The 14,528-nt window shown below is 67.9% G+C and carries 15 protein-coding genes; 7 read left to right on the top strand and 8 right to left on the bottom strand.

Features of this window, described 5'->3' with window-relative positions; genetic code table 11:
• Window positions 1-7: 7 nt before the first annotated feature.
• A complete protein-coding gene (locus BLW75_RS01005; protein ID WP_034314898.1) occupies window positions 8-802 on the top strand; it encodes a MerR family transcriptional regulator in 795 nt (264 codons plus the stop codon).
• Here the strand turns inward: BLW75_RS01005 and BLW75_RS01000 are convergent.
• The 8 genes from BLW75_RS01000 to asnB form a co-directional block, all read right to left on the bottom strand.
• A complete protein-coding gene (locus tag BLW75_RS01000) occupies window positions 775-969 on the bottom strand; it encodes a hypothetical protein (RefSeq protein ID WP_034314900.1) in 195 nt (64 codons plus the stop codon). The two genes, BLW75_RS01005 and BLW75_RS01000, sit on opposite strands and share 28 nt — an antisense overlap.
• A 73-nt stretch (window positions 970-1,042) precedes the next feature.
• The gene (locus tag BLW75_RS00995; protein WP_241783713.1) at window positions 1,043-1,663 is read right to left on the bottom strand and encodes a LysE family translocator; all 621 of its coding nucleotides are present in this window, start codon (window positions 1,661-1,663) and stop codon (window positions 1,043-1,045) included.
• Window positions 1,664-1,695: 32 nt separating this feature from the next.
• A complete protein-coding gene (locus tag BLW75_RS00990; RefSeq protein WP_034314901.1) occupies window positions 1,696-2,631 on the bottom strand; it encodes an ornithine carbamoyltransferase in 936 nt (311 codons plus the stop codon).
• Between the two features lie 17 nt (window positions 2,632-2,648).
• A complete protein-coding gene (locus BLW75_RS00985; protein WP_091596433.1) occupies window positions 2,649-3,665 on the bottom strand; it encodes a pyridoxal-phosphate dependent enzyme in 1,017 nt (338 codons plus the stop codon).
• Between the two features lie 28 nt (window positions 3,666-3,693).
• Complete coding sequence (locus tag BLW75_RS00980; RefSeq protein ID WP_091596430.1) at window positions 3,694-3,930, bottom strand: CDGSH iron-sulfur domain-containing protein; 237 nt, start codon at window positions 3,928-3,930, stop codon at window positions 3,694-3,696.
• A complete protein-coding gene (locus BLW75_RS00975) occupies window positions 3,930-4,916 on the bottom strand; it encodes an iron-containing redox enzyme family protein (protein WP_034314905.1) in 987 nt (328 codons plus the stop codon). Before BLW75_RS00975 ends, BLW75_RS00980 begins: the two co-directional genes overlap by 1 nt.
• Before the next feature lie 85 nt (window positions 4,917-5,001).
• Entirely contained in the window at window positions 5,002-6,066 is a 1,065-nt protein-coding gene (locus tag BLW75_RS00970) for an ornithine cyclodeaminase family protein (protein WP_034315154.1), read from the bottom strand.
• Between the two features lie 20 nt (window positions 6,067-6,086).
• Window positions 6,087-7,916: an asparagine synthase (glutamine-hydrolyzing) gene (gene asnB / locus BLW75_RS00965; RefSeq protein ID WP_034314907.1), complete on the bottom strand. Its 1,830-nt coding sequence runs from the start codon at window positions 7,914-7,916 to the stop codon at window positions 6,087-6,089.
• Window positions 7,917-8,183: 267 nt separating this feature from the next.
• Between asnB and BLW75_RS00960 the strand changes: the two genes are divergently transcribed.
• The 6 genes from BLW75_RS00960 to BLW75_RS00935 are packed head-to-tail and all read left to right on the top strand — an operon-like array spanning window position 8,184 to window position 14,506.
• Window positions 8,184-9,620, top strand: a complete 1,437-nt coding sequence (locus tag BLW75_RS00960) for a phenylacetate--CoA ligase family protein (protein ID WP_244175770.1) — start codon at window positions 8,184-8,186, stop codon at window positions 9,618-9,620.
• Window positions 9,617-11,353 (top strand): prenyltransferase/squalene oxidase repeat-containing protein, encoded by a 1,737-nt coding sequence (locus BLW75_RS00955; protein ID WP_034314913.1) that lies wholly within the window; start codon window positions 9,617-9,619, stop codon window positions 11,351-11,353. The genes BLW75_RS00960 and BLW75_RS00955 overlap by 4 nt, the downstream gene beginning before the upstream one ends.
• A 27-nt stretch (window positions 11,354-11,380) precedes the next feature.
• Complete coding sequence (locus BLW75_RS00950) at window positions 11,381-11,788, top strand: hypothetical protein (RefSeq protein ID WP_034314916.1); 408 nt, start codon at window positions 11,381-11,383, stop codon at window positions 11,786-11,788.
• Entirely contained in the window at window positions 11,785-12,087 is a 303-nt protein-coding gene (locus tag BLW75_RS00945) for an acyl carrier protein (protein WP_034314918.1), read from the top strand. The genes BLW75_RS00950 and BLW75_RS00945 overlap by 4 nt, the downstream gene beginning before the upstream one ends.
• Window positions 12,084-13,100 carry a class I adenylate-forming enzyme family protein gene (locus tag BLW75_RS00940; RefSeq protein WP_091596424.1) on the top strand — a complete coding sequence of 339 codons (1,017 nt, stop codon included), beginning with the start codon at window positions 12,084-12,086 and terminating at the stop codon, window positions 13,098-13,100. Before BLW75_RS00945 ends, BLW75_RS00940 begins: the two co-directional genes overlap by 4 nt.
• Window positions 13,097-14,506 carry an amidase family protein gene (locus tag BLW75_RS00935; RefSeq protein WP_091596421.1) on the top strand — a complete coding sequence of 470 codons (1,410 nt, stop codon included), beginning with the start codon at window positions 13,097-13,099 and terminating at the stop codon, window positions 14,504-14,506. The genes BLW75_RS00940 and BLW75_RS00935 overlap by 4 nt, the downstream gene beginning before the upstream one ends.
• Window positions 14,507-14,528: the final 22 nt, after the last annotated feature.

Below are 14,528 nucleotides of genomic sequence, written 5' to 3'. Positions count from 1 at the left end.
TGGGCGGATGTTGACCATCGGTGAGCTGGCGTCGTACGCGGGGGTGACGGTGCGCGCGGTGCGGCACTATCACGCCAAGGGACTGCTGCCGGAGCCCGGACGCGACCACTCCGGCTACCGGAGGTACGACGCCGGTGCCGTGGTCGAGCTGATCAGGATCAGGACTCTCGCCGAAGCCGGGGTCCCGCTGTCGCGAGTGCGGGACCTGCTCCGGGCCGGGAAGGAGGAATTCGCCGCGGCGGTCACCGACATCGACGAGCGGTTGCGAGCCGAGATCCGGCAGCGGCAGCTGCATCGCGAGCGGATCGCCCGGCTCGCCTCCGGGGACGGTCTCGTACTGCCCCCGGAGGTGGTCGAGATCCTCGATCGGCTGCGGGCGCACGGTGTCGACGAGCGGATCGTCGAGGTCGAACGGGACGGCTGGATCCTGCTGGCGGCACACTCACCCGAGCGGGTCCCGGAGTGGGCGGCGCGCAAGCGGGAGCAGATCACCGACCCACCGCTCCTCGCTTTCTATCTCACCCTGGGGCAGGCTCTCGACCGGCCGGGCGACGATCCCGAACTGGTCGAACTGGCCGACGAGCTGGCCATGTACATCACGCGGATGGCCGACGAGCGGAACGAGGCCCATGTCGGCGATACCGAGGTCGCCCCACCGTTCGCCGAACTGATGGACACACTGGCCTTCGACACCGCTCCGCCGGCCCGCCGCCTGATCGAGCTGTTGAGAACGCGAGGCTGGACCGGCTGGACGAAGCTCGAACGCGTGGCAGTTCATCCCCGCGAGTTCGGCCCCGGATAGCTGTCGCGAACGGCGAAGGTCACTTCGCCGACCAGCGCACGAGCCGCGCCCAGGGCGCTGTGGAGCGTGTCGACGTCGCATTCCGTGCCGCGCCGCCGAAGTTCGATCAGGGAGACAGCGCAGGTGAGGGCACTGTCGACCGCGGCCATCAGCGGATCACCGGACACTCTCAGCACACTCCGTGCCTGTTCGACCGCGTCGAGGGCACGTCCTACCTCATCCTGTCGTATGACCACACCGTCACACTCCCACCAAGGCGATGACTCCGAGTCCCAGCAAGATCACGCCCACCACCGAATCCAACGATCTCTTGACCCGCGGCCGATTCAGGAACGGATGGAGGCTTCCGGCCGCGAACGCGAACCCGAACAGCCACAGGGCGCTCACCGTGACATAGATGGCGAAAAGCACGAGTTCGGCGCCGAGGGCCGAGGCCGCCGAGCCCGGGAGGAACTGCGGAAGAATCGAGAGATAGAACAGGCCGATCTTCGGGTTAAGGCAGTTCATGAGCAGCCCGCGCAGAAAGAAACCCGTGTTCCCGCGATCTTCCCGTTTCGGCGCGGGGGACGGCGGCGACAACGCGGACCGCAAGGCCATGATCCCGAGCCACATCAGATAAGCCGCTCCGATCACGGTGACGATCCGGAAGGCCACACTGCCGTTGGCCAGCAGCGCCGACAGCCCCACCACCGAAGCGACACCCCATAGGACGATGCCGAGCAGGACCCCGGCGGCGGTGCGCACCGCCGCCGGACGCCCGGCGGCGGCACTCGTCTGGAGCAGCAGCGCTTGATCCGGCCCCGGAACGATGACGATGACCGCCGCCGCGGCCGTGAAAGCGAGCAAAGTGAAAAGCGTCAAGCGGTCCCCCCGCGTTGTTCAGCCGAAAACGTTCACCGAGCCGATTGCCCGGAGTCCCGATAGATCCATTCCAGGATCGCGACCGCGCTGCCGTACTTCATCCGCGCCTGCTCCCAGGCGATCGAACGATCTCCGTCGAGCACCGATCCCTTGACCTCGTCGCCGCGGTGCGCGGGCAGGTCGTGCATGAAAACCGCCTCCGGCCACCGGGCCATGACCTCGTCGTCCACATGGAACGGACGGAAGTCCTCCCGCCAGTCCGCGCTCGGCTTCGCCGTTCCCGTGGTCTGCCAGCGAGTCGTGTAGACGACGTCGGCCGTGATGTCGACCGTATCGAGATCGTGGGTCTCGACGAAACGTGTACCCGACTCCGCGCCCTTCTCCCGCAACGAATCGAGCAGCGCGGCGTCGAGCCCATATCCCTTCGGGGTGGCGAAAACCACCGTGACGTCGCGATAGGTGCTCAAGATCTTCCCCAGCGCCACGGCGGTGTTGTTCCCCTCGCCGACGTACAACACCGACAAGCCGTCCACCCGGCCGAAGTGCCGGAGCATCGCCGCGGCGTCACAAACACCCTGAGTCGGGTGTTCCTGGGCGGCCATCGCGTTGACGACGGGCAATCCCCCGCTGCGGGCCACCACCCGCATGTCCTCGAGCGGGCCCGCGGTGCGCATCACCAGTCCGTCGAGCATCGCGCCGAACATCCGTCCGGTGTCGTGCAGGGATTCACCGGTGTTGAGCTGAAGATCGCCGGGACCGTATTGGACGATCGAAGCCCCGAGCCGCAATGCGGCCGTCGAGAACGCGGTCCGCGTCCGCGTCGAAGTCTTGGCGAAGTAGACACCGAGTACCTTGCCGGACAACCTTTTCTCCAAGGGGTCCGGCTGGTCGAGCACTGTGGCCGACCGTCCGACGATCTTGTGCAGTTCGTCGGTGTCCACGTCATCGAGAGAAAGAAATCCAACCATGCGAAGTACCCCCGTCTTCAGAGCAAGACCAGCGAATTGTCCACGACCCGCGCCGAGCACACCTCGGGGAATTCCATCTCCGCCCGCGCGGTGAGTTCCTTCGCTCGGCGCCAGCCCGGCGAATAGATCGTGTCCTCGTATCGGTCGCCGCCGTCCGGGCAGACGACGACCACGTGCTCCGCGCCGAGCCCCTCGCGGATCCACCGCACGGCACCGGCCACGGCGGCTCCCGAGCTGCCGCCGACCCGGACGCCCAGTTCGCTCGCGACCCAGTCGCACGCGGCCACCGCTTCGGCGGCGGTCACCTTCACGTTCAGGCAGGCCCGCCCGTCCACGAAGGACGAGCTCCGGCTCGCGCCGATCCCGTTCAGGCTGCGAGTCGCCGGCGGACCACCGAGCGCGACGGATCCCACCTCGTCCACCGCGACGCACCGCCAGGACAGCCTGTTCCGCTCGACGTAGTCCGTGAACCCGCGAACGGTCCCGCCGGTCGACACTCCGAGGAAGACATCGAGTTCGCCACGGGGAACGGTGGCGAAGATCTCCGGCGCGGTCCCCTCGGAATGCGCGCGGGGGTTGGCCGGATTCTCGTACTGGTTCGGCCACACGAGCAGATCCTCGACGGCCATCCGGTCGCGGATGTAGGCGAGCCGGGAAAGCAGGTAGCCGCGCGTCTCGTCGGGTTCGGTCACTTCCACGATCTTCGCGTCCGCGCTCCGCATCTGCCGCACGAGCTTGCGCGACGTCCGCGGATCGACGACGGCCGTGAATTCCACGCCGCAGATCTGGGCATACCTCGCCAGCGCGACGCCCAGGTTTCCGGACGTCGACTCGATGATCCCTCCGCAGAGCACACCCGACTCGAAGATCGAGGAAAGCAGCGAGTACGCCACTCTGTCCTTGATGGACCCGAACGGATTCTCCTGTTCCAGTTTCAACCAGAGATTCGTCGTTCTGCCGCGATACCTCGTCACGGCGTTCAACATCGGGGTTCTGCCCGGCACCGGGCCGTGCAGTTCAGCGGGCAACGTCATTTCCTCCCCCTCGTACCAGGATCACTGGTCACGTCCGGTTCGTTCGATCTCCATTGCCGACGCCCTTCGCCCAGATATGGCTGCCGTCGCAGAACGGCTTCTGCAGTGAACGTCCGCACCGGCAGAGCGCGATGGTCTTGCGCTGCGGATCGATCGGTTCGTCGGTCTGGCTGCGCAGGTCGTAGTCCCCGCGGATGATGACCGGGCCGTCCTGGCACACCACGACGGTGGCCGGCGCGGGCCGCTGCGCTCCCTGCCCGTCCATCAGCCGGCGGCCACGGAGGCCGCGCCGCGGAGAGAGGACTCACCGCGTTCCCAGGACGACAGCATGTGTTCGTTGGCCCGCGCGCCCAACTCGGCCGTCACGACGGCACCGAAGACCATGTCGGACACCTCGCGCGGATTGTCCCGTACGAATCGGCCGCACATGTCGTAGGCGGCGAGCTGCTCGTGGACGGCGTCGGCCACGATGTGCTCCTGGAAGAACAGCCACGAATCGTCCGACCCGTTCAGTCGTTGCAGCCCGTTCCGGAAATTGCGATTCACGTAGTGCGAGCCGATTTCCGTCATCGCGAGATTTCCGAGCATCGCACCTCGGTGCCGACCGTAGGTCCCGAAATACGATATCACGTTCACCGTCGTCAGCGAACAAGCCGGGACGTCCTCGAAGTACGAGCCGAATTCGGTGAGCATTCCGAGCTCGTTCAGCGTCAGCTCGAACAATTGGGAATGCAGGCGGCCAGGGATCCCGCCCCCGTACTCGTCGGCCTGGATCTCCACCAGTGCCGGTTTGCCGCCGCCGCGGACACGCGGGATGACGAGGCTGTGGTGGTCCGCTTCCATGAGACTGTAGACGGAGCGGTGCATGAGGAACTCCTGGAACTGCTCCATCGTCGCGTCCTGCTTGAGGTAGCGCGAAAGAGAGCGGCCAGGGCTCGGCTTCCCGAGGTCCATCAGAAACTCGGGAAGCTTCTCCACGTCCACCACCGGGAGCTGTCCCGCCGTTTCCCTGAGCTCACGGGCGAAGCGGACTTCGAGCCGCTTCCGCAAGCCGATCAGGGAGGTCTCCCATTCCCAGTGTTGCGCCGTTTCGCCGAACAGGCAGTACTGGAGCCCGTAACACAGGAACAGGCTCAGCTGCAGATCCTCGTCGGAGAGGGTTTCGATCTCACTCGCCGGAATCGCCTCCAGAGCCGATTCGTCCTCCGCCTCCGGCGGGTGTTGGAAGGCACGGATGAGGATTTCGCTCACCGGGCCACGATGGTTGGGCAACCGCACCTGAACTCCCCTGTGAAATCGATGACGGTGAAGGTTCCGCCGGGCCACGACGGCCCGGTCAGACGAGCTCCAAGACCTGCCCGATACCCGCGCTGCTTGCCCGGCGCAGTACCGCACCGAACAGCGCGACATCGAGAATGCCGAGCCCGAAAGGATTCACGACGACGTAGCCGGTGTCCGGCCGCTCCGAGAGCATGTCGCCGGCGAGCAGTTCGCCGATCGTCGCGGTGATCGAGGGCCGGTCCGCCCGCGCCTTCGCGGCGATCCTTCCCTCGTTGATCAGTCGCCCCAGAGGCCGCCGCGGATTCTCGACGATCAGCTGGACGTCGTCGACGACGAGGGCGGAGGCGCCGGTGAGGACCTCATCGGTCAGGTCGCCGAGCGAGACGTTGAGCAGAAGCGATCCGGGACGCACCCAATCCGGCCGCACATACCCCTCGGAGACGGTGGTCAGGAACAGTGTCATTTCCGCGTCGGCCATCGCCTCGGCAGGCGTGGCCGCGACGGAGAACGAAACTCCCGGGTGCCGGGAAACGAGTTCACCGGCGAGGCTTTCGGCCACCGGCCGTCGCACGTCGCACAAGGTGATCCGCCTCAGCTCCGGGCATCTCGCGAGCAACAGGGCGAGATGCACCCGCGCCTGGGTTCCGCACCCCACGACGGCCAGCGAGCGAACCGACCCGTATCCGGTGGCTTCGACGGCGATCGCGGTCACGGCGGCCGTCCGCACGGCGCTGAGCACGCCGACCTCCATCACCGCGGTGACCCGCGCCGTCCGCGGATCGAAGCAGAGCCCGAGGCCACCGGCCCGTTCCAGGCCGAACTCCGGATTCGACACACTGGCGTTGATGATCTTCATGCCGTAGGCGGCTTCGTCGCCCTGGTCGAGCACCGCGCCCGGCATGCCGATCGAGCGGCTGTAGGCGCCGTGCTGATTGGTCCAGGACAGGTACGCCTCACTCGGCAGGATCGTCCGGCCGTGGTGATGACTCACCAGTGCGTCCTTGACCGCGGCCACGACGTCGATCCGCGCCAGGCAGTCCACGACCTCGGTCCGGCCCAGGAACCGCACCGACTCCGGAGTGGGCCTGGCGAGTACGTCCGCGAGCCACCGGTTCTCCATCTTTCCTCCCGTCGGGACGATCACGAGCTCCACTGCTCCCGGTACCACTGGGCGAGGCTCAAGGCGGTTTCCAGCGGGTTGCGCCGGAGCTGGGTGTCGAAGTAGCCCTCAGGCCTGCTCAACAACTCGCGGAGGGCTCCCGCGTCGACGATGTCCAGTGCCGGTGACCGGTTTTCCGCGAGCAGGGTGCCCACTCGCCGGCGCAGATCCCGTTCGTACCGGGTGTCCGCCGTGGTGGGATACGGGCTCTTTTTCCGGTTCAGGACGGAGCCGGGCAGCAGCCCCGCCGACGCGCCTCGGAGCACGCTCTTTTCCCTGCCGTCGTAGGTCTTGATCTTCCACGGGATGTTGTGCACGTACTCGACCAGCCGGTGGTCGCAGAAGGGCACCCGCACCTCGAGACCGGCGGCCATGCTGAGCCGGTCCTTGCGGTCCAGCAGGACCGGCAACCAGCGTGTGAGGTGCAGATGACCGAACTCGCGCATCCGCCGGTCCTGCGCGTCTTCTCCCGGCAGGTACTCGACTTCGCCGATCGCCTCCCGGTAGCGATCGGCCCGGTACTCCCCGAACCTCGTGTGCTCGCGGAACTCGGCGGTCAGCATGCGCTCGGGGACGAACTGCATGGTGCTGAGCCAGGGAAAGTCCGCCGTACCGACCACGCGCGGATCGTGGAACCAGTTGTAGCCGCCGAACACCTCGTCCGCGGATTCGCCGGACAGTGCGACGGTCGACTGTTCGCGGATGGCCGAGAAGAGCAAGTACAGCGAGGTGTCGACGTCGCCGAAGGTGAGCGGGAGGTCGTGCGCGCCCAGGACGGCGTCGCGATTCCGGTCCTCGGTAAGGGCTTCGTCCGCCAGTTCGATGGTCTGGTGTGCCGTACCGAGATGGTCGACGACCTGGAGCGCGTACGGATTGTCCCGTTCCGGCCGGAACTCACTGGCCCGGAAATGGTCGGCGCTGCCGACGAAGTCGACGGAGAACGAACGGACCGGCCCCTCCCCCGCTTTGCCGAGGACGTCGGTGGCGATGGCCGTCAGCGCACTCGAGTCCAGGCCGCCGGACAGCAGGGTGCACAGCGGTACGTCGGTGATCAACTGCTCGCGCACGATGTCGAAGAGCAACTCCCGAACGTGGGCGACCGTGTCCACGATGTCGTCTTCGTGCGGAATGGTCGGCAATGCCCAGTAGCGGGACAAGCGGCTGCCGTTGCCGTCGACGGTGAGGACGTGTCCCGGCGGCACCTCGTACAGGTCGCGGAACGGGGTCACGCCGGGAGTCTTGACCAGCCCCAGCAGATCGGCGAGCCCCTGGTGGTCGATGCGGGCGGTGAACTCCGGGTGGGCGAGCACCGCCTTCGGCTCGGACGCGAACAGCACCGCGTCGCCGGCCCGGGCGTAGTACAGGGGCTTGATGCCCAGCCGGTCGCGAACGAGGAGCAGCCTCCGCGCACGGGGGTCCCACAACGCGAAGGCGAACATCCCGCTGAGCCGTTCGACGAAGCTCTCGCCCCACTCCAGATAGGCATTGAGCACCACTTCGGTGTCGCCGTGGGTTCGAAAGACGTGCCCGCGCGCCGCCAGTTCCGACCGCAGCTCACGGAAGTTGTAGACCTCTCCGCTGTAGCAGAGCACGGCGTGGGGCTGCTCGGCCGAGCCCGCGATCATCGGCTGGACGCCCCTGCGCACGTCGAGAACGGCCAGCCTGCGGTGGCCGAGTCCCACATGCCTGTCCGCCCACAGCCCTTCGTCGTCCGGGCCGCGGCGGACCAGCGTACGGGTCATGCGTTCGAGATCCGCTTCCTTCCACTCGGTGGGACGGCTGAGATCGATCCAGCCGGCGATTCCGCACATGACGCTCCCTGTCTTAGAGGCATGCTGGGTCTGTTTGATTCGCCTGTACGCAGCCACGATGAGTCGTTCACCTTCGCGACACGTCTTATTGGCTCGGCGCGACCGGGCGAACGAAAGTGGGTGTTTCACCGACCAGGGCGGCGATATAGTGCAGACGAGCGCACGCCGACGACTGCCGGTAATTCATCTGGCGAGGACTGTACTCAGCGCCCAACAGGGCCCGTACCGCCACCAGAGTGACGTCGGCGGCGATTGGGACGACCGGCGATGGCTCGCAGGACAACTTGCGACAGTTCGGTGTTTAGTGCTAAACTCCACCGGCGATTGAATCGCCATGGGGACACGAGCGGATCATCGATTGCTTTATTTCCTGGGGAGGAATTGTCCTTGATCATCAACAGCAGCGATCGCTTGCGGCTGATGGAGCAGGCAGGGAACGAGATCCGCGAGCAGCAGCGGAGACTGCCGGAAAAAGACTTCTACCTGCGAAAACTTGCCGAAACCTGGCGGCGCGCAGGACAGACCGAAGCCTACGACGGCCTGCCGGCGTACTCCTTCGCCAGGTTCGAAGAACTCGGCACGACCAGCAAGCGGCACCTCAAGGAAAACCCGCATGAATTCCTTGCGGCCTCGGTCGACGCGGCGGCGAAGTATTATGAAACGACCGGCACCACCGGGCTGCCGACGCCGACGCCGAGGTTGGCGGAGGACATAATCTGGAACACCGTTTCGGTGGCGGAAGCATGGCGAGATCTGTTGCCGGAAAATGAACGTGTATTGATTATGCTGCCCTCGGACATCGTGCCGGTGGCGGACCTTATCGTCGGTGTCTGCGAGTACCTCGGGCGACCGCACACCCGGGCCTATCCCTTCGCGACCGGGATCTCCGACTGGGACCGGCTGATCGGACTGTGCCGGTCGTTCCGGCCGACCACCGTTTTCGCCGCGCCCGGAGTGGCACTGCAGTTCAGCAGGCTGGTCAAACAACGCGGGCTATTGGCGGAACTGAGCGCCGACGTGCACCGGATGATGTTGCTCGGCGAAGTCAGCACCGCGCCGTTCCGGACTCGTCTCGGCCGGTGGTGGGACGCCTCCGTACTCGACGCGAGCTACGGCAGCACGGAGACCGGCACCCTCGCCGCCGGCTGCACCCGGGATCGCTTGCATTTGCTGACCGCGACCAACTACTTCGAACTCGCCGACGACGACGGAACGGTCCGCCCCCTACCGGAAAGCGGCACCGGACGACTCGTGGTCACCCCGCTCAACCTTCATGCCCGGTGCGTGCTGCGGCTGGACACCGGGGACGACGTGCGGATGGGTGCCCACTGCGGCTGCGGTGACGACGCCCCGGTGATCGAAGTCGTCGGGCGCGGTTCGGACGCCGTGGCCGTACGCGGTGCGAAACTCACCGTGCGCGCGGTCGAAGAGGTGGTCTACGGGGAGACCGAGGCGACCGGCTACCTGATGGAGACCGACGCGCCGGGGGCGTTCGCCCGGTTGATCCTGGAACGGGACGTGCATTGGGACCGGGCGGGGGAAGCGACGATGGCCGACCGGCTCCAGCACTCTTCCCGCGAGGTGCTCGGCCTGGAATGGGACGAAGTACTCTTCGTCAACCAGTTGCCCGCCAGTACCAAGAGCGGGGCGTCGCAGAAGAGCTGGAAACGATCGAACTTCCGGGTAGTGGGGGCGCGCGGATGACCGTGCGCCTCGCTCCCCACGCACCGATCGGGAGCGCCGTCACCACCGGTGAAGCGGATCTGTGGTGCACCTACGCCGCCGTCCGCACGGCCTCGTGGCTGGATCGGACCGCCGACCTGCCCGGCCGCGCCGCCACGCTGGACTACCTCGGCGGCCGCCGCAACACCGACGGCGGTTACGCCTGGAGCAAGGGCATGGCGTCCGACGCGTGGGCGACGTTCTACTGCACCCAGGCGATGGCCGAGCTCGGTGCCGAGATCCCCAAGCTCGGCACGACACTCGACTGGCTGCGCCGGACCTGGTCCGGTACCGCGTACGCCATGCTGCCCGGCCAGGCCCCCGATGTCTGGGCCACGCATTTTTCGGTGCGCACCATGGTGGAAGTGTGCCGGGAAGCCCCGCCCGACCCGGATCGGCTGGTGAGCTGGCTGCGAGCGCTGCAGGCGCCGGACGGCGGTCTCGGCTGGTCGCCCGAGCACGCCGGAACGATGGCATCCGACGTCCGAGCCTGCTTCTACGGCGTGATGTCCTGGCGGGCTTTACGGGCCGTGGAACCGGATGCGCCCTTTCCCTGGGACCGTCCCGCGCTGGTGCGCTGGCTGCGGGAGCAGCAACAGGCCGAAGGCGGGTTCCGGTTCGGCCCGTCGGCGGACACCCCGTGCATGTGGGCCACCTACCGGGCGACGGCCGCGCTCGAAACGCTGGGCTCGGCCCCGGCCGAGCGGCAACGCTGTCTCGACTGGATCCTCGACCGCCGGTCGCCCGACGGCGCGTTCGTCCGATGGGCCGGTTACGACGTCGCCGACGTCTGGGCCTCCTTCTGCGCGATCGGCTCGCTGCGGGCCTTGGGCGCGGACACCGGCCCGCACGCCGGCCCGGTACTCCACCGGCTGCGCGAGCTGGCCTGCCCCTCCGGTGGGTTCACCTATCGCGAACCGGAACACGCCGGGGACGCGCTGAGCACCGCGGCCACCGCCTTGCTGTCGCCGGGTGACGACCCGCGACAGCACGAGTGGCGTACCTGGCTGGCAGGCTGCCGTCTGCCGAACGAGGGCGGGGTCATGTACATGCCCGCCCGCGGCAGCGAAGTGCGGTGCACGCTTTGGGCGATCGCGGCGGGCGCGGCCGTGGCCGATCCCGCCGCGCCGCGCGAGATCGCGGACTGGCTGGCGATGCTGCAGAACCCGGACGGTGGGTTCGGCTACTGGGAAGGCCGCGGATCGGATCTGGTCTCCACCGCGGCGGCGGTGGAGACCTTGCGGCTGCTCGGGATCCCGGTCGCCGAAGTGCTGTCCGCCGAGCGGCTGGCGGAGTTCGTCCTGGGCTGCCGTGACGAACAAGGGTATCGGCACGTGCCGGGCGCGCTTCCCACGCTCCGGGCCGGGTTGCAGGCGTCGCGGGTCCTGGAACAACTGGGCCGGACCGCGCCCGGCGAACTGGCCGGCCTGCTCGACCGGCACCGGGTGCGCAGCGGCGGATTCGCCAACGAGGGTTCGCGGATGCCGGATCTGCTGAGCACCTACGAAGCGGTGGTGACCGCGGACCGGCAGCGGCTTCCCGTGGATTTCACCCGGCTGAACGTCTTCCTGGACCGGCTCACCCGGCCGGACGGCACCGGGTGGACGCCGCTCGCTCCGACCGGTGGCGGAGTGCTCGCCGACTGTCTCGGCGCGCTGCTTCGCGAACGGAGCGCCGGGCGGCGGGCGGACCTTCCCGCGCTCACCCTGTCCTGAGGGAAATCCTTCCATCCTGGGGAAAACATGCCCACCATCACCATTCGCACGACGGCGCTGTCCACTGTGGAACGCCGGGCCATCGCCGTCCGGCTGACCCGGTGGTTCGCCGAACACGACAGCGACCGCAGGCACGTGGTCGTGCGGTTCGAACGGACCGAGGAGGGCACGGTGTTCGTCGGCGGCCTGCCGATCGAAGCCCTTCCGCACGAAGACGAAGGTTTGCACCACGCGAGCGTCGTCTGCTGCGTGTCCGTCGGACGGGACGAAGCCTTCTACGAGGAACTGGCCGCCGTACTCGCCGACTCGCTCGGCATGACCACCGGAACTCCGTTCTTCTACCTGGAATTCCGGCCCACACCCAAGGAATCCGTGTACTTCGGCGCCGAGGGACGACTCCGTCGCGCGGACGCCACACTGAGGGGAAACCGATGACCTTATCCTCCGTGCCCACCCTCGAAACCCTGCAGACCCGGACGAGGGCCGTACTGGCCGCCTTGTTCGGCCCGGAGATCGACGACCTGCCCGCCGACGCGCCACTCCCGGAAACGCTCGGTGACCGCTACGACAGCCTCGGCGCGATGGAATGCGTCACCGCGATGGAAAAGGAATTCGACATCGAGGTCGACTTCGTCGAACACGATGTCCGCTACACCTTCGCGCAGCTGGACCGCATCGCCGAATTCGTCCACTCCCAGCTGGAAGACCAGGCCGTGTTCGGAGGGCCTCGATGACCTCGACGGAAATCGAGTTCCGCACCTCCGGGCACACGGGATCACCAGCCGTGTGGCTGCGCACCCCCGGCCAGCTGCGGGTCGAGGCGGAGCTCATCGCGGACGAACTCGTCGGCGAGATCGAGCAGATCGTCAGCTTCGCGCCGGTGGAGCATCTGTTCGGCCGGTTGTTCGCGCAGGTCCTGCCGGAGATCCGCGGCGTTCCCGTGCATCACCTCACCCACGCGCCCACCGGATTGCCACCGGAGGTGGAGAAGAAGCGGACGCTGTTCGTCTGCCTGCCGTCGAGCTGGCTGGTGCTGCGACATCTGCTCGGCCAGCTCGAGGAGCTGCCCTCGGCGGTCGCCCTGCACGGGACCGGGCCGACGGTGCAGGCCACCGGCGAGGTAGTGGCCGCGTTGTCCGGCACCGGTTTCCGCGCGGTCGAGCTGTTCGGGTCGACCGAAACCGGCGGGATCGCGTACCGGGACATCGCGCCCTCGGGCGCCGAGGCGGGGCGCTGGCGGCTCCTGCCCGACGTCGAGTTCGCCGATCCCGGTGAGAGTGCCGGACAGTGGCTCCACATCCGGAGCCCGCGGCTGGCCCGCCGCAGCGACATGACGGTCCGGCCGGAAACGTGGCGGCTGCCCGACGTGATCCACCGTGACGAGCGCTCGTTCGAGTTCCACGGGCGGGCCTCGGCGCTGATCAAGGTGAACGGGGAGCGGGTGAACCTGGAAGAACTCGCGACCGCGCTGCGGAACTCGGTCGACGGCCTGGACGTCGCCTGCCTGCCCGTACGCGATCCCGTCCGCGCCGAGCACTACGAATTGTTCTACAGCCTCGATCGGGAGCTCTCCCGCCGTCAGCTCGTCGAGCGGCTGCGGACGGTCATGCACGACGTCACCCCACCGCGCGCGATGCACCAGGTCCGGCGCATCCCCCGGACCGCGACCGGGAAGATCGCGGTCACCGCCTTGTACGCGCTCACACAGCAAGAACCCGTGGCGGCGCTGGAAGGGGTGAGCCGATGAGCGCGGCGCCCCGGCCACTCCCGTCCGATCCCGCCTCGTCGCTGAACGGCTACGCGGAGAACGCCGGTATCACCTACCCGGACGACCGGCCGGAACTGCCCGATCTGCTGGAGCTGCCCCTCGCCGAACGATGTGGTCTGCATGACCGGGGCGAGTGGGACGACCGGAAATGGGCGGAGCAGAACGAAACCTGGTACTCCGTGGCCGACGCGCGATACCGGGCGGTCACCACGAGGAGGACGCCGAGCGCGGGCACGCCGCTGATCCGCGTCGGCGTCAAGGACACCATCGACGTCGCCGGCCTGCCCACTTCGCTGGGGCTGCGCCATTACCGGCATCATCCGGCCGCTACGGCACGGGCGCTCTCCCGGCTCGCCGGTGTCGAGGAGCTGGTGATCGGCAAGGTCGTGAGCACCGAACTGAACATCGGCGTCGGATCCGGCTGCGTGAATCCCTGGTTCCCGCATATCGACCCCGCCGGTTCGAGTACCGGCGCGGGTGTCTCCGTCGCCGCCCATCTGTGTGATCTCGCGATGGGCACGGACGTCCTCGGTTCGGTGCGGTGGCCCGCCGGGCATTGCGGCACCGTCGGCTTGCGCATGACCCACGATCCGGGGCTGCTGCACGGCATCTTCCCGTTGTCACCGCCGATGGACGCGGTCGGCTGGGTGGCGCGCACCGCCGAAGACCTCGCGTTCCTGTGGCAGCGCCTCGGTATGGGATCCCTGCTCGGCTCGGCCGGGCGGCCAACGCCTGCCCGGTACCGCATCGGCGTGCCCGCCAACGTGCGAGACGGCTCGTGCGCCCCGGAGATGCTGGAAACCCTCGATCTGGTCGGCGCCGCGCTGACCGACGACGGCCACGACCTGGCCGACCTGCGGGTGGACGACGAGCTCTGGCAGCGCCGCGGCGACGCCTGGCAGCTGTGTGCGCGGCAGGCGTGGGACGGCTACCGGCAGTGGCGGCATTGGATCACCGTGCCGGTGCACGAAAGCACCGAGCAGGCGCTGGAAGTCGGCGCACGGGTGACCGACGGCCAGTACACCGAGATCCTCGACGCGATGCACTCCTGCCGTCAGCGGAACGCCGTCCGCTTCGGTGAACACACGCACGCCTGGCTGCTGCCGCTGGATCCCTCTCCCCCGCCCGATCTGCGGACCAGCCGTCCCGTGGCCACCACCATTCCCGCCCCTGGCGAAGCCGATTACGACCGGCGGATCGGGTACACCCCGATCGCCAGTTTCGCCGGATTGCCCGCCGTCGCCGTGCCCGCCCGGCTCAGCCGGGTGAACCGCGCGCCGCTCGGGGTGCAGATCGTCGGCCCGCCCGGCAGCGAAGAACGGCTGATCGAGCTGGCCCGGCGGGTACAGCGGCGCCTGAAACCGCCGGACCTTCGTCCCGCGTGATCACCACCCACCACATCAGGAG

The sequence above is a fragment of the Amycolatopsis lurida genome (genome assembly GCF_900105055.1).
Classification (GTDB): Bacteria; Actinomycetota; Actinomycetes; order Mycobacteriales; family Pseudonocardiaceae; genus Amycolatopsis; species Amycolatopsis lurida.
Note: the sequence above shows the minus strand (reverse complement) of the source record. Positions and strands in the feature narration are given on the sequence as shown.

Coding starts and splice junctions, on each gene's coding strand:
- BLW75_RS01005 (WP_034314898.1), top strand. CDS start 8: ATGTTGACCATCGGTGAGCTGGCGTCGTACGCGGGGGTGACGGTGCGC.
- BLW75_RS00990 (WP_034314901.1), bottom strand. CDS start 2,631: ATGGTTGGATTTCTTTCTCTCGATGACGTGGACACCGACGAACTGCAC.
- BLW75_RS00985 (WP_091596433.1), bottom strand. CDS start 3,665: ATGACGTTGCCCGCTGAACTGCACGGCCCGGTGCCGGGCAGAACCCCG.
- BLW75_RS00980 (WP_091596430.1), bottom strand. CDS start 3,930: ATGGACGGGCAGGGAGCGCAGCGGCCCGCGCCGGCCACCGTCGTGGTG.
- BLW75_RS00970 (WP_034315154.1), bottom strand. CDS start 6,066: ATGGAGAACCGGTGGCTCGCGGACGTACTCGCCAGGCCCACTCCGGAG.
- asnB (WP_034314907.1), bottom strand. CDS start 7,916: ATGTGCGGAATCGCCGGCTGGATCGATCTCAGCCGTCCCACCGAGTGG.
- BLW75_RS00960 (WP_244175770.1), top strand. CDS start 8,184: ATGGCTCGCAGGACAACTTGCGACAGTTCGGTGTTTAGTGCTAAACTC.
- BLW75_RS00955 (WP_034314913.1), top strand. CDS start 9,617: ATGACCGTGCGCCTCGCTCCCCACGCACCGATCGGGAGCGCCGTCACC.
- BLW75_RS00950 (WP_034314916.1), top strand. CDS start 11,381: ATGCCCACCATCACCATTCGCACGACGGCGCTGTCCACTGTGGAACGC.
- BLW75_RS00945 (WP_034314918.1), top strand. CDS start 11,785: ATGACCTTATCCTCCGTGCCCACCCTCGAAACCCTGCAGACCCGGACG.
- BLW75_RS00940 (WP_091596424.1), top strand. CDS start 12,084: ATGACCTCGACGGAAATCGAGTTCCGCACCTCCGGGCACACGGGATCA.
- BLW75_RS00935 (WP_091596421.1), top strand. CDS start 13,097: ATGAGCGCGGCGCCCCGGCCACTCCCGTCCGATCCCGCCTCGTCGCTG.